The 21476-nt window shown below is 47.0% G+C and carries 18 protein-coding genes; 9 read left to right on the top strand and 9 right to left on the bottom strand.

Annotated elements, in window-relative coordinates; genetic code table 11:
* Positions 1 to 117 precede the first annotated feature (117 nt).
* Both Q0V21_RS01335 and Q0V21_RS01330 read right to left on the bottom strand, forming a co-directional pair.
* Complete coding sequence (locus Q0V21_RS01335; protein ID WP_301877211.1) at positions 118 to 2427, bottom strand: MMPL family transporter; 2310 nt, start codon at positions 2425 to 2427, stop codon at positions 118 to 120.
* A gap of 47 nt (positions 2428 to 2474) precedes the next feature.
* Positions 2475 to 3098, bottom strand: coding sequence for a TetR/AcrR family transcriptional regulator (locus tag Q0V21_RS01330; RefSeq protein ID WP_301877210.1), 624 nt, complete (start codon positions 3096 to 3098; stop codon positions 2475 to 2477).
* 327 nt (positions 3099 to 3425) lie between these two features.
* Here Q0V21_RS01330 and Q0V21_RS01325 point away from each other — a divergent pair, with 327 nt between their 5' ends.
* The gene (locus Q0V21_RS01325) at positions 3426 to 4307 is read left to right on the top strand and encodes a phosphotransferase family protein (RefSeq protein ID WP_301877208.1); all 882 of its coding nucleotides are present in this window, start codon (positions 3426 to 3428) and stop codon (positions 4305 to 4307) included.
* 35 nt (positions 4308 to 4342) lie between these two features.
* Here Q0V21_RS01325 and Q0V21_RS01320 read toward each other — a convergent pair whose 3' ends face one another.
* From Q0V21_RS01320 to Q0V21_RS01310, 3 genes are read right to left on the bottom strand one after another with little or no spacing between them, the layout of a single operon-like run.
* The gene (locus Q0V21_RS01320) at positions 4343 to 5266 is read right to left on the bottom strand and encodes an alpha/beta hydrolase family protein (protein WP_301877206.1); all 924 of its coding nucleotides are present in this window, start codon (positions 5264 to 5266) and stop codon (positions 4343 to 4345) included.
* A gap of 15 nt (positions 5267 to 5281) precedes the next feature.
* Positions 5282 to 5833 (bottom strand): tetratricopeptide repeat protein, encoded by a 552-nt coding sequence (locus tag Q0V21_RS01315; protein ID WP_301877205.1) that lies wholly within the window; start codon positions 5831 to 5833, stop codon positions 5282 to 5284.
* A complete protein-coding gene (locus Q0V21_RS01310) occupies positions 5830 to 6393 on the bottom strand; it encodes a helix-turn-helix domain-containing protein (RefSeq protein ID WP_301877204.1) in 564 nt (187 codons plus the stop codon). Before Q0V21_RS01310 ends, Q0V21_RS01315 begins: the two co-directional genes overlap by 4 nt.
* Before the next feature lie 152 nt (positions 6394 to 6545).
* Between Q0V21_RS01310 and Q0V21_RS01305 the strand changes: the two genes are divergently transcribed.
* The 3 genes from Q0V21_RS01305 to Q0V21_RS01295 all read left to right on the top strand — a co-directional run bounded on the left by Q0V21_RS01305 (position 6546) and on the right by Q0V21_RS01295 (position 9953).
* Positions 6546 to 6920 carry a DUF3888 domain-containing protein gene (locus Q0V21_RS01305; protein WP_301247699.1) on the top strand — a complete coding sequence of 125 codons (375 nt, stop codon included), beginning with the start codon at positions 6546 to 6548 and terminating at the stop codon, positions 6918 to 6920.
* Positions 6921 to 7620: 700 nt separating this feature from the next.
* On the top strand, positions 7621 to 8928 hold the full coding sequence (locus tag Q0V21_RS01300; protein ID WP_301877203.1) for an NtaA/DmoA family FMN-dependent monooxygenase: 1308 nt from the start codon (positions 7621 to 7623) through the stop codon (positions 8926 to 8928).
* Between the two features lie 77 nt (positions 8929 to 9005).
* Positions 9006 to 9953: an ABC transporter substrate-binding protein gene (locus Q0V21_RS01295; RefSeq protein WP_301877202.1), complete on the top strand. Its 948-nt coding sequence runs from the start codon at positions 9006 to 9008 to the stop codon at positions 9951 to 9953.
* Positions 9954 to 10139: 186 nt separating this feature from the next.
* Here the strand turns inward: Q0V21_RS01295 and Q0V21_RS01290 are convergent, their stop codons facing one another.
* From Q0V21_RS01290 to Q0V21_RS01280, 3 genes are all read right to left on the bottom strand, one after another.
* A complete protein-coding gene (locus Q0V21_RS01290; protein WP_301247696.1) occupies positions 10140 to 10340 on the bottom strand; it encodes a hypothetical protein in 201 nt (66 codons plus the stop codon).
* A complete protein-coding gene (locus Q0V21_RS01285; protein WP_301877201.1) occupies positions 10324 to 11229 on the bottom strand; it encodes an SDR family oxidoreductase in 906 nt (301 codons plus the stop codon). Before Q0V21_RS01285 ends, Q0V21_RS01290 begins: the two co-directional genes overlap by 17 nt.
* 284 nt (positions 11230 to 11513) lie before the next feature.
* On the bottom strand, positions 11514 to 12515 hold the full coding sequence (locus tag Q0V21_RS01280) for a DUF3500 domain-containing protein (RefSeq protein WP_301877200.1): 1002 nt from the start codon (positions 12513 to 12515) through the stop codon (positions 11514 to 11516).
* Between the two features lie 162 nt (positions 12516 to 12677).
* Between Q0V21_RS01280 and Q0V21_RS01275 the strand changes: the two genes are divergently transcribed.
* The 5 genes from Q0V21_RS01275 to Q0V21_RS01255 all read left to right on the top strand — a co-directional run bounded on the left by Q0V21_RS01275 (position 12678) and on the right by Q0V21_RS01255 (position 20421).
* The gene (locus Q0V21_RS01275; protein WP_301877198.1) at positions 12678 to 13262 is read left to right on the top strand and encodes a TetR/AcrR family transcriptional regulator; all 585 of its coding nucleotides are present in this window, start codon (positions 12678 to 12680) and stop codon (positions 13260 to 13262) included.
* Between the two features lie 730 nt (positions 13263 to 13992).
* Entirely contained in the window at positions 13993 to 14919 is a 927-nt protein-coding gene (locus Q0V21_RS01270) for a helix-turn-helix transcriptional regulator (protein WP_301877197.1), read from the top strand.
* 93 nt (positions 14920 to 15012) lie between these two features.
* The gene (locus tag Q0V21_RS01265; RefSeq protein WP_301877195.1) at positions 15013 to 16917 is read left to right on the top strand and encodes a class I mannose-6-phosphate isomerase; all 1905 of its coding nucleotides are present in this window, start codon (positions 15013 to 15015) and stop codon (positions 16915 to 16917) included.
* Positions 16914 to 17951 carry an ROK family protein gene (locus Q0V21_RS01260; protein WP_301877188.1) on the top strand — a complete coding sequence of 346 codons (1038 nt, stop codon included), beginning with the start codon at positions 16914 to 16916 and terminating at the stop codon, positions 17949 to 17951. Before Q0V21_RS01265 ends, Q0V21_RS01260 begins: the two co-directional genes overlap by 4 nt.
* Positions 17905 to 20421, top strand: coding sequence for a glycoside hydrolase family 38 N-terminal domain-containing protein (locus Q0V21_RS01255; protein ID WP_301877186.1), 2517 nt, complete (start codon positions 17905 to 17907; stop codon positions 20419 to 20421). The genes Q0V21_RS01260 and Q0V21_RS01255 overlap by 47 nt, the downstream gene beginning before the upstream one ends.
* 156 nt (positions 20422 to 20577) lie before the next feature.
* Here Q0V21_RS01255 and Q0V21_RS01250 read toward each other — a convergent pair whose 3' ends face one another.
* Positions 20578 to 21330: a hypothetical protein gene (locus tag Q0V21_RS01250; protein ID WP_301877185.1), complete on the bottom strand. Its 753-nt coding sequence runs from the start codon at positions 21328 to 21330 to the stop codon at positions 20578 to 20580.
* Positions 21331 to 21476 lie beyond the last annotated feature (146 nt).

Here is a 21476-nt window from a genome sequence, read left to right as displayed (position 1 = left end):
AATACACCCCCTAGAATTTCATCGGCTAAACCCAGGGGTTTTTCCAATGTCTATTCTAAGGGGTGCACTTCAAACTGGTCAACGGGCTTTTTTGTACTATCATCAAATACTTGACGATCAAGACTTAGAGTTGGAATGATCTTTAGCATTAAGTGTAGCAATCAGCTTCTCGCCCTCAACGTCCAGATTCGGTAGAATGCGATCCAGCCATTTTGGAAGCGACCAAGCCTTGTCACCGAAAATGGCCATGATGGCAGGGACCAACCCCATCCGAATAATGAAAGCATCAATCAGAATTCCTACAGCTAATGTGAAACCAATCTGTTTGATCATGACGTCATCTGTGAAGATGAACCCAGCAAATACCGAGACCATGATCACCGCTGCGGCAACAACTACACGACTTACCTGGTTATAACCATGAACAACAGACTCTGTTCCTCTGTGACCGTGTACGTATGATTCCCGCATCGAGCTGACAAGGAAGACTTGATAGTCCATTGCCAAACCATACAGGATACCTGTCACGATGATCGGCATAAAGCTCAGCAGCGGGCCGCCAGTGTCGAAACCAAAGAGTGAATGGAGCCAGCCCCACTGGAATACAGCAGTAGTGATCCCGAATGTAGCCAGAATACTAAGAAGGAAGCCGATCGTTGCTTTAATTGGAACGATAATCGAACGAAATACCAAGAGAAGAATGATAAGCGACAGCAGGATAATAATTCCTACATAGATCGGGAATACCTGCGCCAATTTGGCTGACATATCAATGTTAACGGCAGTGAAGCCGGTAACACCAATCTTAACGTCATTCGTCTGTGCAACGCTCGATTCAGTAGATCGCAGCTCATTCACCAGATCTTTGGTGATTTTATCGTTGGGACCCGTTTCGGGAATAAGACTAAAGATAGCCAAATCTTCTGTCATACCTAGCGGTGTAACCTGTGCAACGTTATTTTGGCTTTGGAGTTCCTGCATAAGACTGCCCAAGAGTTCCGGAGTCACCTGAGCGGAAGAATTGTTAGGCTCTGCGACCAGAATAAGGGGTCCGTTAAATCCTTCTCCGAAGCCTTCGGATATGGCGTCATAGCCTTGTCTTGCTGTTGTGTCCAGATTCGCTGAAGAAGCTCCCGGGATACCCATTTCCATTTTTGTTATAGGTGTGGCTGCAGCCCCGAGAAGCACGACGATGGCAATAATGGTGATCCAACGATACTTGATAACGAATTTCACCCATCTGTGAGCAATCCCGCGGCCAGCAGCTTTAGGATGTTTGGTGCTTTTCTCGCGTGCTTTAGGAGAACAGATGCGTTCACCAACTAGTCCAAGTAAAGCGGGCAATAGCGTAAGGGCAACAAATACGTTAATAAGAACGGTAGCCGCCGCAACTAAAGCCATCGTAGATAAGAAGGTGAGATCGATGACAAGCATACCGCACAGTGCAATGATGACGGTTAATCCGGCAAAAAATACAGCGCTGCCCGATGTGCCAATGGCTCTTGCAGTCGCCTCTTGTGCACTCAAGCGTTGATCAATAATCATTCGTCGCTGGCGATTGACAATGAAGAGAGCATAATCGATTCCGACGGCGAGACCAACCATGAGAGCCAGGACGGAAGTAACGCTTGGCATTTCTATAAATTTGGAAATCGAGAACGCTCCACCTACTCCAATGGCAACACCGAGGAGTGCAGTGACAAGAGGCAGACCTGCCGCAACGACGGAACCCAGGGTGATTAGCAAAACAATGATAGCAATGATCAGTCCGATAATCTCTGCCGATCCCACACCGATCGCTACCGTTTTGAGTGTTTCGCCCGGTAACACGGTGATGTTGGTTCCTTGCTGGGCAGTCATAACGGAGTCAATTACAGAATCAAAACCATCTTGAGTAATTGCAGACTGCTCAATGGTAAACTGAAATTGAAACAGGGCAACCTTTCCGTCAGAAGAGAGAAGGACACCAGGTACAGGAACACCATCCATCATTAGAGGACCATAGGGAGGAGGAGAGGCTGCAGCTGATTGCTGCTGCATATTCGAAGCCTGAGCCATGTCTGCGGTTGCTCCCGAACTGCTAGCTTCAGCTGCATAATCCGCAGGATTAATCACATCCTTCAATGCGTAAACTTCACTAACAGCTTTCGTTATTGCAGCCAAACGCTCAGGTGTATCCAAACGCTCGTTGTTAGGTGCTTTGAACACAACACTTCCTTGCCCGCCGGAGGCGGCAGGTAATTCTTTAGCTAATTGATCCAAGACCTTCTGTGATTCCGTGCCTTCAATTTTCATTTCAGAACTGATATGAATACCATTGATACTGATCATAGAAATGACAATACCCAGAATCAATACCCAACCAATGATGAAATACCCCGGTTTACGAAAAGCCGTTTTCCCCAATCTATACAATAATGTAGACATATATCTATTTTACACTCCCTCTATGGTGAATATGGGTTGCTGGCGCATCAGAATCCTTTGCGCAAATAACTAAACATGGTTTCTAAAAACTCATCAAACGGTACAGCTTCAGTGGTTGGATAGTCATTCTTCTTTTGTCCAGGGAGCAGCACATTAAGCCTTCCGTCAATTAAAGGAAGAATAATCCCATAAACTGCGTTTATAAGAAGATAAGTATATACCTCGTCATCATTTCCGTTAGACAAGTCTAACAATGTTTCTTGCGCAGTCGTCTGCATCTGGTGCAATACTCCAAGGAAATGCGGCTCTAACACCGGATATTTTTTTGAAAGTACCAAAAGCTCACGCAATCTTCCTATGAGATCCGCTGTAAGCTGCATCTGGATGAGTTGATACAGAACGTCAAGCAAGGAGGTATTTGGGGGAATCTGGGTGAGTAAATTCTCGAACTCAGTAGTGTTATGAACAGCTGTAGCTCCCATCGCAACAGCTTCTTCCTTACATGTGAAATAGTTTGCGAAAGTTCTTCTGGAGTAACCGGCTTTTTGCACGATATCTTCAACAACGAAGCCGTCCAGACCATGTTCAACTGCAAGTTCAAATGCTGCGATCGCTAGCGATTGCTCTGTCGCTTCTTTTTTTAAATGCCGCAAAGTTGGTTTGGCCATCATTTTCCGCTTATGCGTACACCTCCAACATGGCTGTTTCTGTGGGGAAGCAATCGTAAGTTGTTGACTTCATTTGGGGTTCACACGACTCCTTTCTCAGGATCATCTTAACTTAAGTTTGCCCTTTAGGCAAATTTGCTCAAAGGGAAAGTTTATACCTGTGCGATAAACGTAAAGCTTCGTCCTTTGTCGGTTTCCGACATCTGACCACGAACAGGTTGAAGGCCCTTGTTTCGAACTGTATTATGGAATGGCAGAGCATTAAATCAGCGAGCCACATCAAACAGGCTCGCTGATTTATATTAGAGCACCAAATAGAGGAGGTTCCATATGAGTTCCATTCTAAACGTTATAGAAAAGCTAAAGTTGAACGTCTTAAATATTGAAGATGTTCCGGAATCATTTAGTTCGGATGTATATAAACTTACTCTTGCTAATGGAGAAGACGTTTATGTAAAGATTCCATTTAACAAGGATAAGCTTTTTCGTGAATTTCAGATGCTCGAAACATTGAAGGGCGTATTACCTGTTCCTAAGGTATTGGACATTTGGTATGGGGATGAAATGACTACGGGGGCGTTGCTTCTCTCAGCAATTCAAGGTGTACCTTGTACAGAAAATATTGATGAAAAGCTATCTTTTCAAATGGGGGTGTATCATGCAATGCTCCATGAGGTGAAAACGTCAGGATATGGTTATCATTCAGCCGGCGGCTTTCATTTTTTTGACCAAAATAATTGGCGTCTACACATCAAAAGTAATTTTGAAAAGTGGAAAGAGCCCTGTAAAGAGCTCCTCGATTCAGCATTGTATGAACGTTGCATTCTTCATTTTGATGGTGATTTCTCTGCTTTACCAGATCCTGACGGACCATGTTTTGTACATATGGATTTTAGACCAGGCAATATACTGGTGAACGGTAACAAGGTTGCAGGTATTATTGATTTCGAGAGTGCTCGCGGTGGCTCCACTGAAATAGATTTCACTAAAATCAATAGATATATTTGGGAAGTGAACCCGAGAACAAAATCCCCGTACATTGAAGGTTATGAAACGATTCGTACGATGTTAAATCTCGAACTCGTATTGCCATTTTATAATTTTTACGATGCTTTTAGCGCCGTTTCTTGGTGTGAAAACAGAGGAGTTGAAAAAAATCAATCGTTCCTTCAGGAAAGTATAGAAGTTTTGAAGAAATCAGTAGGTTATTGAATTGAATAAACGTCCAACAGGTTTGGCTGTTTTTCCTAAATGGAAAGAATCCAGTTGGAAATGTCATTTATCACTTTCTTATCAACATGCTGCACAACTTTATACTCTTTTTTCATTTTTAATATTTCACCGTAAACAGCTGGCATAAATAAATGATTTAAGTTGGGGTAAAGTTTAAACGTTACATTTGGCTTTTCACATAATAAGTCTTTGTAAGCCTTAAAATCTTTGTCTACGGATACATGGAAATCTCGATCTCCCTGCAAAATGAGTACGGGTTTATCTAATACGTTGAGGTAATGAATGGATGGATGTTCTCCCATCTCTTTGAAGTAGTAGGCTCTCGAATATTTCCCCAAAACTACAGTTGATTTTGCTTCTTCATCACTTAACGTATAGATTTTATCAAACTTGGATGATAGTGCTGCGATTTGTTTCTTAGCAATCATTTTCAAAAACATATTCAACGACGCTAAAACATCGTTATTTTGGTCCATCAAAATTTTTTCTAATCTTCGTGGAGACCCACCCATAATAATGATACCAGCAAAATGTCCACCTTCTGCATCAATTCGTGGAGCTAACATCCCGCCTAAGCTATGACCGATAATAAATATTTGGTTTGAATCAATACGTGAGTCTTTACGTAATAAATCAGCAGCAAGGATAGCATCTTCCATGGTTTCTTCTTTAACGGATAATCCGGTTTCGTTTTTCATTTCTTTTCCGTAGACGAATGTTCTTTTATCGTATCGCAGCACAGCAATTCCTTTTTCCGACAACCCATCGGCAAGGTCTTTAAAAGGGTAGTTATTGCCGACTTTTTCATCCATATCCGCAGGGCCAGAGCCATGCACCAATACCACGGCTGGAACTTTGGATGAGCAATTCTCTGGCAATGACAAAATGCCATTCAAAGGATATTTCGTTTCTTGGCCAATGATTAGCTTCTCATTCATACCCATAACCTCCGATCAACTTTTTTCTTGCAAAAAATGATTCATTTTTTGAATTAGTCTTTGATACTCGGGTACTTCACGTAACGAATTGAACGCTGGATTCATTAGAACATCCCTCATCATGCTATCCTTGATAACCTGCTCGCTGCGGGGAGCGGTGACGTCGAAATCTTTCAGCCACGGATCAATCAGATCAAAGAAGGAATCTCCACGAAGCTCAAAAGGAAAGAAGCCTTCCACGCAGGTATCCACATATTTTTCAAGGAGTTCAATCGATTTCTCAGGAAATTTGTTCACACAATATAGATGAGCGCCTAGTGCGTAAAGCAGGACGACATTGTTTGGATTTAGCCGTTTCATATCAAAAATCCGTGCAAAATCCGACGCTTTCTTAAAAGCTTCTTCGGCTTTTTCGATATGATCCATATTGAATTGGAGGACGTTCAGCAGCCCTTGAAAGACTGCCATTACGTGCTGATACAGTTCAGCCTGCAAGGTTTCTTTGGCTTTGCTGATATTGCCCATATGCTGATATGCCTGTGAAATTAACGCGCCCTTTGGCATCATGGGCCGGACGGTCTCCCCCAGTAATCTAAGACCCGCTGCGGACTCCTTAGCGATAGAAAACAAACGGATTGATACAAAACCGCATCGCTCGAAAGCTGCATATCGCCACTTTCGGTTTGAATCCGTTCACATAGCGTCACGGCTTCGTTAAGAAGCACCTCTTTTTGCTCTTGTGTTCTCGCCAGCGTGAAGTGATTTGTGTACAGCCTGACCATCTGCAATAAGAGTGGAAAGCAGGCGTAATATTTTTTGATGATCGCCGTACATTCTGCAATCACCTCATCAAAAGGGAGAGAAGCAAAATCATTAGCGAGTCGGGTGTAGAGATTCGCGATGTCCGACTGCTCCATTTGCGGGGAATAGCCCATCAATTCTTCAATGCTGATGTTAAAATAGGCCGCAAGGCGTGGAAGAAATGTGATATCAGGATAGCTTTGTCCCGTTTCCCACTTGGAAACAGACGCTTTGGAAACACCGATAAATGCAGCAACCGCATCCTGTGTTAATCCTTTTTCTCTGCGTTTTGCTACAAGAATCGATGATAAATTAATTTCGTTCATTCAACATCACCTCTGATTATGATTATACGGTTTATAAAATCAACTCCCAAGCGACTTGTCGTTGACTTATGTTAAAAAAATCAACCATTGAGAAACTTAATGGGGAAAGAAACTGGTCGATTAGGGATACTAAGGAAGAAGGAGTGGAGGACATGAGAAAAGTATTAATTATAGTTGTTAGTTGTATTCTAACGCTAAGCCTAAGCGCATCAGCATATGCAGAGCATGGTACAGTGAATGAGGAGGAGTATAAGTCTTTATCGTTAACTTTACTTAATCCATCCATACAGCTGGCGATTAATCAGTATTATCAAAAAATTCACAAGCCGCAGCCAAGTTATGGTTTATATGAAATGAAGGTTCTAGAACTAAAAAGGAGATTCCCTGGAGCTTATGCCTTTCGAGTGATTGTTGAAGTCAACACGTACTACGGTCCACACAATCCTCCAAATGCAAAAGAGTTTATTACATTCGATATCGATACCAGTAAAGTAAAGTTAATTAAATATATCCATAGGAACGACTAACTTTTAATCTTGAGATGGTCCGAAGTGATTATATACTTTGCATGGGGGTAAATCTTTTCTAACGCTAAATAAGCTTTTCTAATGTATTGGTTTTGCACCTTATTTTCTAAAATAAGGAATGAAGCAGAGTGAAATATACAAACGCTAAAAAAATATTGCCTGAAAAGTTAATTATAATGATTCAAGAGTATGTCTAGGGAGAGACGATTTACATTTGCCAAACAACTTGCCTTTGATGGTGTCTTAATCGAATTGCAAGTACTCCCTGGATATCATCATTTGGCTCCAATGTTTCCGAATGCACATTTTTCTCAAATAGGTGCCACCTCTAGTGAGTACGCTTTGTTGAAAGCTCTGGAGTTACTTTGATTATAAGACTGATTTAGAGATGGAATCGAACCGAGACAACTGGGGAGCAAACAGTATAGATGACACAAGTTAGAGCATTAAAAGATACAAGCCGCGTTAATGCGGCTTTTTTCGTGTCTTTAAAGATAAACAAGAACTTGACCTTTTGCCACTCAACCAAAGTTTAGATAATTGTGCATATCGGATTTGTAACTTGTGTATTCAAATTTGATTAAATCCTTGCTAAACTTTGTTTTGATAATGAGAATCATTATTATTATTATTAAATAGAGGCTGGATTTGACCGGAGGGCTTTCTAGGAGCAAATCAATGATAAGAAAGGTTGGTAGAAATGAGTTCAAACAGACAACTATGTATTGGATTGTCCTTAAATGCAACGTGGAATAAAGGCGACGGGTGGCGACACCGGGATAGCGGAGTGGAGCAAACGGGATCCATTGACTATTATATTCATTGGGCGAAAATGGCGGAGAACTCAAAGCTCGATTTTCTTTTCAGAGCGGATTATCTATATATTAGCCCGCAGATGTTAGGCGATTCTTCTAATTTCGGCAGCCCGGACCCTACTTTGTTTTTTGCAGCTATAGCTCGTGAAACCGATCGGATCGGACTGGTTACGACCATTTCTACGACGTTTAATCCACCGTATATTGTTGCTCGGCAGCTTCAATCCTTGAACTGGCTAAGCAATGGACGTGCCGGCTGGAATATTGTCACTTCTATTGAGGGCGCCGATAATTTCGGCAACTCTCCAATGCCATCCCCGGAAGAACGGTATGCGAAGGCAATAGAATTTACGGATGTGGTATGCAAACTTTGGGATAGTTTTCCGAGTGAGGCTATCGTTATTGACCGTGAGTCAGGCATGTTTTCTGATAAGGAAAAAGTGAATGCTATTCATCATTCCGGTGAATTTTTCAGCGTAAAAGGGCCGTTAACTCTACCTTCTCATCCATCGGGAAGCATTCCTTTGTTTCAAGCGGGAGCTTCGGATATTGGACGGAATTTTGCCTCTTCCGTAGCGGATGCTATTTTTGCGGCAATGCCAGATCTGGAATCAGGCGTGGAATTGCGAAGTGATTTGAGAAAAAGGGCTGTAGAACATGGGCGCGATCCGAACACGATTAAAGTTTTGCCGGGGTTATATTTTTTCCTTGCCGATACGCACGAAGAAGCGCTTGAATTACATAAGGCTGCTCATGCCCATTTAAGTCTTGAGCGCAGACATGCCTCTCTCCAATCGTTAATGGGCCTGGATTTAAGTGGTTGTTCCTTGGATCAACGCGTAACCGAAGATATGCTTCCAGATCCTGATCATGCTGTCCGCAGCCGTACACATGCTGAGCTGTTGCGTCGATATATTACAAAATATCAGCCTACAGTGAAGGAGATTCTGGACCGGCCGGAGGTTGTCGGATCTGCCCATTGGGTATCTGTGGGGACAGTCAAGACGGTAATGAATGATATTATTGAGCGGGTTGAGGCTGGTGCTATAGATGGGTTCATCGCCCTGCCAGGCGGTTCAGAAAAATCGATGAAGATATTCTTTGAAAAGCTGATTCCAAAGTTGGTTGAAAGAGGTTTGTTCAGAAGTGAATATACCGGGGAAACGTTGCGTGATCATTTGGAGGGTTCATAGGTCATTACTGTTTTTTTATTTTTAGAGCGAGAGCATGGGTACACACAATATGGATAACGTATCGTAGGGGAGAACATATGAAAAGACTAACAGGATTGATTTTATCTGTAATTGTATTTGCAGGGGGGATACTGGCTGGATGTTCCGAAACGCCCGTTGCAGTTACTCCTGAACCCAGCAAGATCGAGGGTGAAGGATGGCCAAGAACCATTAAGGATGCCAGCGACAATGGAGTGGTGCTTGAGAAACGACCAGAGCGTATAGCGGTGCTTCATCCCTTATACTTGGATTACTTTTTTGCTTTGGATACTCCTCCAATCGCATCAATCAGCGCGGGGGAAGCATTGGAAAAGTTTGCTACGTTACAGCCTTACGCCAAATCTGCTGATATTATTGATTTGGGAAGCGACTCAGCGAATTTGGAAAAGATTATTACCGCTCAGCCTGATGTAATTGTAACCTTCAAGGGGTCTGTGGACACCATTTATGATGAGTTGAACAAGATTGCTCCAGTCATCTTAATCGACTACACGGATACCTGGGACAAAACGACGATGCTTCTTGCTGAAGTTGTTGAAAAAGAGAAGTTGGCGAAAGAACTGATTAAGGAAACCCAAGAAATGATAGCAAATACGAAAAAGCATTTAGGTACTCTTGAGGATAAGACCTTTGCCTTGTTGCGGGTTGATGGAAAAGCAAATTTTTATGCTCAAGGATCTAAAAATACAATGTACTATAATCAAACTGCGGGCTTTGGGTTGTTGGCACCGAAGGGGTATCCTGAGGGTGGTGAGTCGCTTACGCTGGAAGGGCTATACGACATGAATCCCGATTATATTATTATCCAGCATGATATTGACGTTGCAAAGGCAGCAGTGAAGGAAAAGGAATCTTCGAAGGTATGGAATTCACTGGAGGCTGTAAAAAACAACCGTGTTGTTATATTTGATAATTCCCTCAATAGTGCGAGTATCCTGGCTGTCCGTCTGGCCTCAGAGTATTTTCTGAAATTGGCTGAACAATAATTATTATACAAAAGATCCGATTGCTGATTCTGAGCGCAATCGGATCTTTTAATGTAGGATGACAAGAACATTATCGTATTGATGTATCCATAATATTGGGATTAAAGGAAATTATAAAGTGACAAAAAGTGGTGAACGGCCGCACCGCCCGGAGTAACCAGGCAAGCGAAGACGATGACACTTGCGTCAACGATCCACAGCAGCTCCGATGAACTCGGATGCAGCCCGCTGACCGAGAGCATTGGAACCGCCAGATTGATGGCGGCAACAAGGCCAACGACCAGGATGATACACACGCAAACGCAGGCCAGAATCAGCCCCCGTTGTCGTGACGTTTTCACGGCAACTGGAGAAACTATCTTTGGGGCACTTATGGTTTTCCGACATGCTTGTACGCACCAGCCATGATGTCATCAATCAGAGTTGGCGAAGCTGGCGTCCATCCGAGAAGTTCGCGAGTATGTGCACTGGAGCCGGTCATGGATAGTTTAAAGAAGCTGCCGACCAATCCGAAGTGCGCATCGGCGTCTTCTGCTGCAATCGAGGCTACCGGGATGTCGAGGGTGCGCCCGATTGCTTCGGCGATCGCTCGAGTGGTGATGGTTTCCTCTGCGATCGCATGTAGACGCGATCCGGCCGGCGCCTTTTCGAGTCCCAGCCGGAGGAGCCGGGCTGCGTCGGAACGGTGCACTGCAGACCAAGCGTTGGAACCGTCACCGATGTACCCGGACACGCCCTGCTTGCGGGCTGCGGACATTAGGAAATTAATGAATCCCCAATCTCCAGTCCCGTGGACGGTTGGAGCGAACCGGGTGATAATGGTCCGCACTCCGCGACCAACGTAGTCGAGAGCAAGATTCTCGGAGCCGCCCCTGTCAGAGCCCGGGCCCACAGCTGGGGACGGGTCAACCTCCAACACCGGACGCCCTTGAACCAGACCGGAGATGGCATTAGCGACTATGAAAGGCCGGTCAGTACCGATCAGTGTCTCGGCGAGAGTTTCGACTGCAGCCCGTTCAGCACGATCCGACTCCGTAGGATTCGCCCAGTCATGCTTGTTCGCCAGGTGGATGACAGCCTCAGCTTCGGACGCCCCCCGGCGGAGGACGTCGAGGTCATCGAGATCCCCGCGCAGTGCAGTCGCGCCTTTTTCTTCAAGTGAAGCCGCAGAGACGTCCGACCGAGCCAGTCCGACGACCTTGTAGCCTGCTCTCAGCAACTCATCTACGGTGGCCGATCCAATCCATCCCGTTGCTCCAGTAATAAATACATTCATCTGTGTTACCTCCTTGTAGCCCTTCCACAGGCTACACTTCATATTTTTTTACGGTTACTCGCATTGTCAGGATTCACGACAATGTCCGCTTCTGACAATTACGAGACACTGTGTAACTTAATATAACAGTTACAATACAATGTGTCTAGTAATTATTTTGGAGTAGGGACAAGACGCGTGGGAAGACCTATGGATGCATGACGTGAGCGAATGTCGGCTTAGTGACGAGCGGGTTTGGAGCATCATCAATCAGTGTTGCGTGATCGCCAATGGGCAAGTTTGTTTTAGAAGGCATTCCCACCATAGTCCGTGTTCTTGTCGCGCCACACAGCGTGTGGATGTGGGTCTGAAAGGATTATACCGCTGTGCATAGAAAACTCGATCCACACCGAAGGACCGTCGATACGGATATAGTCCTTCGGTTTACTCACGGAGGTTGAGCCCGAATAAGCGACGTACGTGAAATCGAGCTCGTCCTCATAGCCAGCGAGGATTCTCGCAGCGTTCTCGTCGTCGATGCTGCTGACATAGGTTTCAATCGCTGCTAGCAGCAGGGCTCTCTGGTCTTCGCGTAATTCGGAACCCCGAATGCCCTCAGCCGTCGTAGGGAACGCCCAATCCTTGCCTGGGCCCAGCAAGAGATCCCGGTACTTGTCGCGGAGTCTGGATAAGGCTAACTGGTCATTGTCAAATGAGGCGAGTAGAGCTACGAATGTTCTCTGTGCCTGCTGCTGGGGTTGATTGCTTATGCCGTTGTACTCGAAGGTCGAGAACGGTTCAATACCACGGAACGAGGGGGTTGCTCCAACGAGGTTACCATCTGTGTAAGTGTTGGCGACTGCGAGGTGGTGTCCGCCGAATTGCAGCTCCCATGTCCCCGAATCGGATGGCGTACCAAGGAAGGCAACGTAGAAGTTCTCCCGCCCGTAGTCCCGGGTCACACCGTAATCACGAAGATAGTCGTCGGCATTAAGGATCTGTTGGATCTCGTCATAGCCCTTGTTCTTGCCTGAACCGGTAGCCGCCGCGAGTAAGACGTTCAGCGATGTCCATTGTTCTTCCGAGAGGGTGCCGATCCGCAGACCGTTTCGGCCGTGGTGACCCATCGTTGCCTGGGGATAGTTCGACCAGTTCATTACATTCCTCAGCGAATAGTCCTGGTTCAAATCGCGGAGCTGGTCATAGGAGAGTGTAGCCGCGAACGACTTCGCGAGCTCGACGACTTTGCCGTTCAATGTTGTTGGGCAGTTGTACGTATGTGCCACTCTAGCCGTAGATATGCGCATAATAATTGTTATCTCCTTCGTAGCCCTCTTAGGGCATCAATTGAAATGATCGACACAGTTTCGAGTCACCGTGCACCGAAAATATATCATATACGAGACACTGTGTCCACATATGTGGTTTGGAATTGGACAAAGAGGACTGTCTCCGTGTATAGTTGAGACATGAAAAAAGAACATTATCATGGCGGTCGTCCCCGAAGTGAGCAAGCGAGGGCGGCTATTTTGGATGCGGTTGATGACCTCTTGGTCGAGGTCGGATATGCGGCAATGACGATGAAGGGCATCTCCGAAAGAGCAGGAGTGTCCCGGCAGACTTTGTATCGTTGGTGGTCACACAAAGCGGAAATCCTCTTCGAGGCCAGTGTAGCCGATGCCGAGGAAGAATTGGAGATTAGTCCCACAGGGACTCCGTTGGATGATCTAAGAGCGTACCTGGAAGCACTCGTTCGCTTCCTTACGCACTCGCCGGCAGGCGCCGCTTATCGGGCTCTCCTGGGTGAAGCACAGCACGACTCTGCCGTGGGGGAACTGCTCTCTGCGAAGGACCTGCTCGGCGACAGCGCCCGGGTCGTGATTGAGCGCGCGCTAGGGGAGGACACACTTCCAATTCCAATCGATCAGGCCACAGCCTTGTTGATTGGACCGACATTTTTCTGGATTCTGAGCGGACGCAATCCCGAACAACTGGTCCCACTTAAACTTGCCGAAGACTTCATGAGCGACCTTCGTGCAAGACAATTGCGCTGAAGAGGCGCTTAATTGTAATGACCGTCTGCTTGAACGACTGGACAAGATGAAGAATGGAATCCACCTACTCAAGGCTCACGTGGTTATACTGCATAGAGAGCTTAGAGTAAACGAGGTACTATTAATAGCAAGATAGCGACTTGAAGGTCGGTATCTTGCTATTAATAACTTGATCGTTGGAGATTGAGACGCGCTTTTCTGCAGATGGACACTCAATTCCTTTATAACATTTTCTTATTGTGTAAATTGCTGGGGATCAAAAGGGCGGTACACAAGTACAAGTTCTTGTTCACCGTCAATAGATTCGTAGATTATAGAGATGGGTAATAGGGATATTTGCGGTACAAAACATATACCAGAAAAAGTCGCTAATTTAGCGGCTTTTTTTTATTTTAGCCTTTACTTCTTTCGGTTTCGGAAAGCATTGCGTTGAAATATAACAAGAGTTCATTCCTCTGTTTTGAATAATTGATGATTTCATGATTGCGGGTACCACTTTTCTTTCCAAAATCAAAACTCATTTGCCAGAGGTCTCCGATACGACGACTAAATCCGAAATGTAATCTGACGCGAGCTGAGGCAGCTGTTTTATTTAGCAGATTATTAACGTATTTCTCAACGGACAAATCTGATTTACCTAGTTTAAAAATATTCAAAAGGGCAGACCGACTTCCGGTTTGCCTTTTGGCTATGCAAACGTATAATGAGAGCTTGAAGGGAGAGGATCGTCATGACCATCGAAGCCAGCTTTCGCCGGGCCAATCACATATGCAATCGTTATATTACAAAAGTGGAGCAGACGGGGCTTTCCTTATCCATTTTGTACTGGGGATTCATGCCCGATCATTTCGACAATGCCTTCCACCGGCATTCCTTTTTCGAGGCCTGTTATGTGGTGGACGGTGAAGGAAGCTACATAGAACAGAATCAGCATTACGCTTTAACTAAAGGAACAGCTTTTCTATCTCTTCCAGGCACATGGCATCAAATCCGCAGCCAGACTGGGTTGACGCTTTGTTATGTTGCTTTTGAACTGGATGAAGCACACACCGATGCTTATTATACCGAATCCTTCCGTCGTCTTGCCGAGCTTGGGCAAAGCGTAGCCCAGCAAGCGGACCTTACGCCGACTGGGCATTTATGGCAAGCGCTCATCGCTTCTTTCGACTTACCCGGGGCAACTCTTCCTCTTGCTGTAAAGCAAATTTCCGCTTCTCTTCTGTTATCCATAGCGGATTTGCACGTTCCTGCCAGAACAGACTCGGCCGATACAGGAGAGCAACCCGTGGAACCCAATACGTTGTTCCGCCAGGCTAAACGGTATGTTGATGATAATTTGATCAATGAGCTTACACTTATGACGGTGTCGAGACACCTCCACATTTCGTCGCGTCATCTAACCCGATTGTTTCAGGAGAATCTGGGGCAGTCCTTCGTCCACTACATTCAGGAACGACGTGTGCAGAATGCCGCTTGGCTCCTGTTAAATGAACAGACGCCAATTAAAGATATCGCCATCCAGTGCGGGTTCCAATCCGTACACTATTTTACCCGAATATTTACCCGTGAGCTTGGCGTTTCCCCGGCTAAATTCCGCCGCATTCAGTTTGCCGAAGGCCGTTCTGGCAAAATGTATTACCCACCCCAAATGTCCTGATTGTACAAAAACACAGCTTGATCGTTTAAAGACACCATCTCCAACTCCCTATAGAATGATGACATAAATCGATAGAGAGTTGGAGGTTTAAACATGCCCCGAATAGCCCCCTTGCCCTTTCATGCCAATCCAGTCAATTTCATTCGGCTTCGGCCCGACCAAGAGACAGAACCCGGGATCTGGAATGGGTATGAAGAATGGCTTGGTCAAATTTGGCCCGACTGTGCCCGGAGCAGTTCGCTACCCTTTTATATTAATATGGACGGTACGTATGGCGCCGCATTCAGCGAGTGTCTGGAAAAGCTCCGATCGCGCTGCCGTCAGGAGAACAGGATAATCATTGAAATAGATAGCGCTGATTATTTGAAACCTTCAGCAGATTTGCTACAGCAGTTTCACCCTTACCTGACGGATAACCGGGCTTTTGGCGTTGTGGCCTCGGACGTCAGCGTCGAGGATTATTTCCAGCCAGATGCTCAGTCGGTTTGGCTCAGTGATGTAGAACATCAATTGCAGCTGTATAATTCCGCTGAAAATGCAGAGGCCCAGTCACCCAAGGCAGATCAGTTGGCCCCCATCGTTGTGACCTTTGGGCCAGGCTCTGATTTCCTTTCTAGAGTATCAGCTCCGGCCAACGTTTCTCTTTTTTGCGACTTATCCAGAGAGGCTCAGCAGTATCTGCACCAGCAGGGGATGGGTTCGCTAGGATTAGGCCCATGTCGGGATACGGTTGAAACCTACAAACAGGCGTTGTTTTTGGAGTGGCCCGTTTGGGAGGAATATCGGAGACGTCGCTTGTACGATTTTGACTACTATGTGGATACGAACAACCAGGAACGGCCCGTTCTGGTCACCGTTCCCATGCTGCGCCGACTGTTGGCTTCAGTAGCCCGGCAGCCTTTTCGAGTAAAACCATTCTTTGCACCGGGAATTTGGGGTGGACAGTATTTGAAAGAGCTGTGCGGCCTGCCCCGGGAATGGAATAACTGCGCCTGGGGTTTTGAACCGATCGCACCGGAGAACACGCTTTTAATCGGCTATCGGGATTTTATATTGGATCTTCCTTTTCCACTGCTTCTGTCGGCTCATCCTGAGGCAATTATGGGGGAGCGAAATGTACGGCTGTTCGGTGACTATTTTCCGATCCGGTTTGATTATCTCGATACGATAGACGGGGATCATCTGTCTGTGCAGGTCCACCCTCAGCAGGTTTACATCGAGCAGACCTTCAATGAAACGATGACACAGCAGGAATCCTATTACATTATGGAGCAGAAGGAGGGCGCCAAACCTTTTGTGGGGCTGGGCTTCACGGAGGGAACAACCGGGGAGGAGCTGCTTCAGGCGGTTGAATCCGCCCATTCCTCGGGAAAACCGCTAAAGGTCGAAGAATATGTGAATATCCTAGATGCGAATAAGGGCGACCTGTTCCTGATCCCGCCTGGAGCCGTACATTTTTCGGGCAAAAACAATCTGGTGCTGGAGATCTCTTCGACAACCTGGTGGTTTACCTTCAAAATTTACGACCATTTGCGGGTCGATAGAGACGGTCGGCCGCGACCGATCAACAGCGATCATGCCAGACCCAACATGAAGGAACAATTTGACACCCAATACGTTCAGGAACATTTGATAGCGGTTCCAAGGGAGTGCCGGGTACAGGGAGCCAGCAGCGAAGAGCTGCTGGGTGAACGGGAGGATCTGCTTTTTCAGGTCAAAAGATTAAAGCTGGACGGAGAGTGGATTGACGATACGTTTGGAGAGTTTGTCATGTTCAACCTCGTAGAAGGCGACCGGGTGAGGCTCACTCCGCTTGATGATGAGGCAGCGGCTGTGGAATGGGGGTACGCAGAAGCGTATATCGTTCCCGCCTCCGTTGGAGGCTTCCGAATGGAGTCTTTGGGTGACCGATCGTGCACCCTGATCCGGGCACAGGTTTCGCCAGAGTGGAATATGCCTCTGCTTCCGCATCACTGGAAATCTGGTGGACACTTATGAATCCTGACGTCACGATCGCCATTGATGCAGGCGGGACTTTCTTGAAGGGTGGCGTACTGAGTGACGGGGATCTTTTGCCTCAATTTTATGTCAAAAGGTCGTCCCGCTCCAACAGCAGTGCGTATGAAATTGCCGCCAACCTGGCCGATGTGATTCAGGAGCTTGCCGCCGGATACGTTGCCTACATGGAGCAGCTTAGCTCCGATAAAGAGACCGCGGTCGGATTTCCCAACTTTCATATCGGCTTTGCTTTCCCTGGGCCTTTTGAATACGAAACAGGTGTTTCCCGTATTCAGGGATTGAATAAATACGAGCAGCTCTATGAACGCAATTTAAAAACGCTGCTGCGGCGCAAATTAACGGCACTTGCAGCGGAACACTCTGCTCCTACATGGATGACCCGGCTTGCCGCCGCAAATATTTGTTTTGGCAATGATGCTGCTATGTTCGCCCTAGGGGTCAGTCGGCTTTTTCCACAGGACAGGTTGCTGTGCCTTACCCTTGGAACGGGCCTAGGCTCCGGCTTTGTTGAGAACGGCTCTATGGTTAGCGGGAAATGGGGAATTCCTGACTCAGGCATGTTATATGCAGAGAAGTACAAGGGAGAAACCGTGGATGATCTGTTCGGAAGCCGAGGGATTTTAGCTTTGGCGGACAGCCATGATGCTCGAAAGGAGGGCGAAGACGTGTACGATCTGGCCATAGCGGCAAGACAGGGGGGTTCCTCCGCCACCCTTGTATGGCAGCTTTACGGCCAGCGGCTAGGAGAAATGCTTCGTCCGTATGTGGAAGAGTTTCGCCCCGCCCGTCTGATCCTGGGCGGACAGATTGCGGGCACCTATGATTTGTTTGGCGAGGCGCTTTCAGAAGCGCTCTTGCCCGAGGTGATTCCTCTGTACCATGAGAAGCAAATGCAGGAGCACGTGTTTCACGGGATTTTCCAGCTCGTAAAAAATACCTATTCGACCAACAAAGGAGAAAATAAATATGACGCTCGAACAACAAATCAAGCAAGCCGCCATCCCGACGCTTGAACGAAAATGGAAAATATACGTCATTCACCATTCTCACACAGACCTTGGTTATACCGACAGGCAGGAAAAGATTGAACAATATCATGTCGACTTTATCTGTCAGGCGCTGCGTATTGTTAATAATTCTCAAAACGGCGTAAAGCCCGAGTGGAAAGGGTTCCGCTGGACCTGTGAGACCTTCTGGGCCGTGGAACAATTCCTGAAGCAGGCCGGGGACGAGGAAAAAGCTGCATTTGCCGATGCCGTGCGGCGCGGCGATATCGAGCTGTCCGGCACGTATCTGAATATGACTGAGCTTCCCGACCAGCAGTTGCTGAACAAAATACACAGCAAGGCTCAGACATATGCCGGCTCGATCGGTCACCAAATAGACAGCGCGATGACAGCGGATATCAATGGCTACAGCTGGGGATATGCCGACAGCCTGCTGGATAACGGAATCCAGCATTTATTCAGCTGTATACATACCCATCACGGCATGTATGCGCTGGGCCGCAAGCATTCTCCGTTCTGGTGGGAGGCCCCAAGCGGGGAACGCCTGCTGGTCTGGAATGGAGATCACTACATGCTTGGCAACGAACTCGGCTTCTGCCCTGGTGCGCTGGGCAAATACATGATTCGTGATGAATTCAACCATAGACTTGTTGAACCGGCAAATATTCACGATCAAATCGCCAATACTCGCATCCATCGATATTTAGCCCAGCTTGAGGCCGAGCAGTATCCGTATGATTTTGTGCCGGTGATGCTGTCCGGACTGCCTACAGACAATGGATCGCCCAACAGCGCAATCATAGAATGGATCGAAGCGTGGAATCAGCAAAACGGTGAGAGAATTATCGTAGAGATGAGCACATTGAGTGGCTTTTTTGCCCGGCTGAAGGAGGAAGGAACAGATGGATTACCGGTGCATAAAGGGGATTGGCCGGACTGGTGGTCGGATGGCGTAAGCTCCACACCGATGCACACCCAGATTTACCGGGACGCACAGCGGACACTCCGCAAGGTGGAAAAGCTCGATCCCGAACAAAACAGTGTCAGTCTCCAGGAAATTGAGGCTGTGGAGCAGGCGCTGGCTCTCTATGCCGAACACACATGGGGTTATCATTCTTCTATTTTTGAACCGTGGCACAAAAATGTTCAGCTGCTGGAGGTCCGCAAGACGGCGCATGCTGCAGAGGCAAGCAGGCTTGCTTACCGGGCGCTGGATCAGGTGCTGCTGGCCGATAACGCTGCTACCTTGTACCCGGGGCGTCCTTACCGCTTCAAGGTCACGAACCTGTCCGAGCGAGAGGTTACCGAGTTAGTTGAGCTGAAGCTCGAAGGCTGGGAACCGGATGAACTGTTGAACGGAGTGGAGGTGATCCGGGAGGACACGGGAGAGGTGCTGATTAAGCAGTCCACCCACGCGCAGACGATTATTGCGGAGCTTAAACTTCAAGGGATGGAGAGCTGCATACTGATCCTGCGCCCGCTTCAGGCAGCACAGCAGGGGTCTTCTTCCTTAACATCAACTTCCAATTCGAAGCTGATCGGCGCTGATCAGGTGTACGACATGGAGGATATGTACACCTTAACACCGGGCGGGCTGCAAGGGCCGATCTCTGTTTTTCAAAACGGGCTGGAGTCGCCTTTTGTACGCTTGACTTGGTCCAAAGAACGCGGCATCGTGTCGTGGATTGATAAGGAGACAGGCCGCGATCTGATGCAAGCGGGTGATCTGTATGGGGCGTTCACACCCATCTATGAGGTGACAAATCCGTCGAACCCTTTGGATGCTTCTCAGGTATGGAGTGTCCGTTCAAAAATGGGACGCAACCGTAAGGGTATAAACGTGGAGCGTTCGGTCGGTCAGCTCATCTCTATCCGCGCGGTAGATAACGGACCGCTGTATGCTACTGTTGAGCTTGGTTATCAGCTAAAAGGCATCGCCTATTTTTCACTGTTCCTGCGGATATATACCCGTCAAAACAGAATGGACATTTCGGCACGGTTCCATAAAGAAAGTGTTTGGAATCCGGAGAACGTATATCTGGCTCTGCCGTTCACCCCGGGAGGAAGTGGGCCGGTTACCCTGTTTGCCGATAAGCCGGGAGGCCTCGTTCGCCCCTGGAAGGATCAGATTCCGGGAACCTGCCTGGATTATTCCTCCGTGCAGGCGGGCATCGCCTGGCAGGATAACGAGCGCAGCTTGCTGCTTGCCGTACCGGACACGCCGCTTGTTCAATGGGGAACACTGGATTACGGGCCTAGAAAGGTCCACACCCAGCAAGCATCTGATGCCCAACCGGAAGCGTATGCCTGGCTGATGACGAATTACTGGGAAACGAATTTCAAAGCGACCTTGGGTGGATTCTATGAGTTTCAATATCATATATCGGCTGGCGGCAGACTTTCGGCTGAAGAACTAACCACTGCTCTGCAGGCGCTGAACGAGCCGTTTGTAGTTACCCGGGTTAATGAACAATAAACCGAATAGTAAAGGCTCTTCTTATAGTCAATAAACCAACAACCAGCAGGCCTCCATATGGAGGCTTGCTGGTTGTTGGCGTCCGGTCATTCTGTAGCGTATGGAGATTTCCAGCTTTGCTTACTGATGTAGGAGACGGGAAATGTATCTCTATGTTTACTCTTGATTAGCTTCCAGTTCGACAATTTGTGCCTTATATTGCTTCAACAGCTCGGCAAGAGAAGTCTTGATTGCGGCTGAATCCTTGGCAGATACAGCATTATTCAAGTTAGTCTGAGCTTTGAAGAATGCACTGGCAGTAGGATCAACACCGCTGATTTGAAACGTTTCTGCATCAGCGATTACCGCGCTTGTTACTCCGGTTGTTTGTTCGTCAAGTTCCACGGTGCTGATGGCTACTGCCTCTCCAGGTTTGGCGTTTTCCACTAATTTCTTCAGATCAGCACTACTTGTGGTGATCGAAAAAGACAGGGTGTTCTTGCTTTCGGAATGAGGTATTTGTTCGGCTTTTACGGCCTTTACTCCCTCAATCTTCAAAGTCTGCATTTCTTTCATCTCATCTGGTTTGGCGTTCTCGGAAGTTCCCTTCCATTGGTCAGAGTCTATGTCAACAGCAACCAAACTGGCCAATCCAGCGGACATAGAAGTCTGTGAAAGAAGTTTATCATAATTGGCCAACGTTTTTTCCCATTCGCTTACGGTATCTGGTGCGTATTTTTTAGCCAGTTCCACTGGATTGGCCATTGTGAAGGCTGCAATGGAGAATTTGGCTTCTTTCAAAGTAGCTGTTCCGTTTGTGGCAGCATTGGCGTTTGCATCACTGTCGGCATTCGCGACAACCGGTGCAGAGATCGCAGTGAGCAGCAGGGCGGACAGGGCAACATTTCTGAATTTCAAACTGTAGTTCATTTCGTAACACTCCTTATGGTTTGGTTTGTCTTACAGTTATCAATTTACCGAAGGAGTGTGGCACAATATTGGTGTAATTGTGGAAAAACAATGGCAAAGCTCTTTCCTTCCATCTACCTTTGGTATACTCACTATAGAGAAAAGTA

This window comes from Paenibacillus sp. 11B (assembly GCF_030487755.1).
GTDB classification, from domain to species: domain Bacteria; phylum Bacillota; class Bacilli; order Paenibacillales; family Paenibacillaceae; genus Paenibacillus; species Paenibacillus vandeheii.
The sequence above is the reverse complement of the archived record's forward strand: the minus strand, read 5'-3'. Positions and strand labels throughout refer to the sequence as shown.

Excerpts from the sequence above, each read along its gene's own strand:
- Q0V21_RS01320 (WP_301877206.1), bottom strand. The coding sequence starts at position 5,266 with ATGAATGAGAAGCTAATCATTGGCCAAGAAACGAAATATCCTTTGAAT.
- Q0V21_RS01255 (WP_301877186.1), top strand. The coding sequence starts at position 17,905 with ATGACGCTCGAACAACAAATCAAGCAAGCCGCCATCCCGACGCTTGAA.
- Q0V21_RS01275 (WP_301877198.1), top strand. The coding sequence starts at position 12,678 with ATGAAAAAAGAACATTATCATGGCGGTCGTCCCCGAAGTGAGCAAGCG.
- Q0V21_RS01310 (WP_301877204.1), bottom strand. The coding sequence starts at position 6,393 with ATGAACGAAATTAATTTATCATCGATTCTTGTAGCAAAACGCAGAGAA.
- Q0V21_RS01330 (WP_301877210.1), bottom strand. The coding sequence starts at position 3,098 with ATGATGGCCAAACCAACTTTGCGGCATTTAAAAAAAGAAGCGACAGAG.
- Q0V21_RS01250 (WP_301877185.1), bottom strand. The coding sequence starts at position 21,330 with ATGAACTACAGTTTGAAATTCAGAAATGTTGCCCTGTCCGCCCTGCTG.
- Q0V21_RS01260 (WP_301877188.1), top strand. The coding sequence starts at position 16,914 with ATGAATCCTGACGTCACGATCGCCATTGATGCAGGCGGGACTTTCTTG.
- Q0V21_RS01305 (WP_301247699.1), top strand. The coding sequence starts at position 6,546 with ATGAGAAAAGTATTAATTATAGTTGTTAGTTGTATTCTAACGCTAAGC.
- Q0V21_RS01325 (WP_301877208.1), top strand. The coding sequence starts at position 3,426 with ATGAGTTCCATTCTAAACGTTATAGAAAAGCTAAAGTTGAACGTCTTA.
- Q0V21_RS01270 (WP_301877197.1), top strand. The coding sequence starts at position 13,993 with ATGACCATCGAAGCCAGCTTTCGCCGGGCCAATCACATATGCAATCGT.
- Q0V21_RS01290 (WP_301247696.1), bottom strand. The coding sequence starts at position 10,340 with ATGTCGGAAAACCATAAGTGCCCCAAAGATAGTTTCTCCAGTTGCCGT.
- Q0V21_RS01265 (WP_301877195.1), top strand. The coding sequence starts at position 15,013 with ATGCCCCGAATAGCCCCCTTGCCCTTTCATGCCAATCCAGTCAATTTC.
- Q0V21_RS01295 (WP_301877202.1), top strand. The coding sequence starts at position 9,006 with ATGAAAAGACTAACAGGATTGATTTTATCTGTAATTGTATTTGCAGGG.
- Q0V21_RS01335 (WP_301877211.1), bottom strand. The coding sequence starts at position 2,427 with ATGTCTACATTATTGTATAGATTGGGGAAAACGGCTTTTCGTAAACCG.
- Q0V21_RS01285 (WP_301877201.1), bottom strand. The coding sequence starts at position 11,229 with ATGAATGTATTTATTACTGGAGCAACGGGATGGATTGGATCGGCCACC.
- Q0V21_RS01300 (WP_301877203.1), top strand. The coding sequence starts at position 7,621 with ATGAGTTCAAACAGACAACTATGTATTGGATTGTCCTTAAATGCAACG.
- Q0V21_RS01280 (WP_301877200.1), bottom strand. The coding sequence starts at position 12,515 with ATGCGCATATCTACGGCTAGAGTGGCACATACGTACAACTGCCCAACA.
- Q0V21_RS01315 (WP_301877205.1), bottom strand. The coding sequence starts at position 5,833 with ATGATGCCAAAGGGCGCGTTAATTTCACAGGCATATCAGCATATGGGC.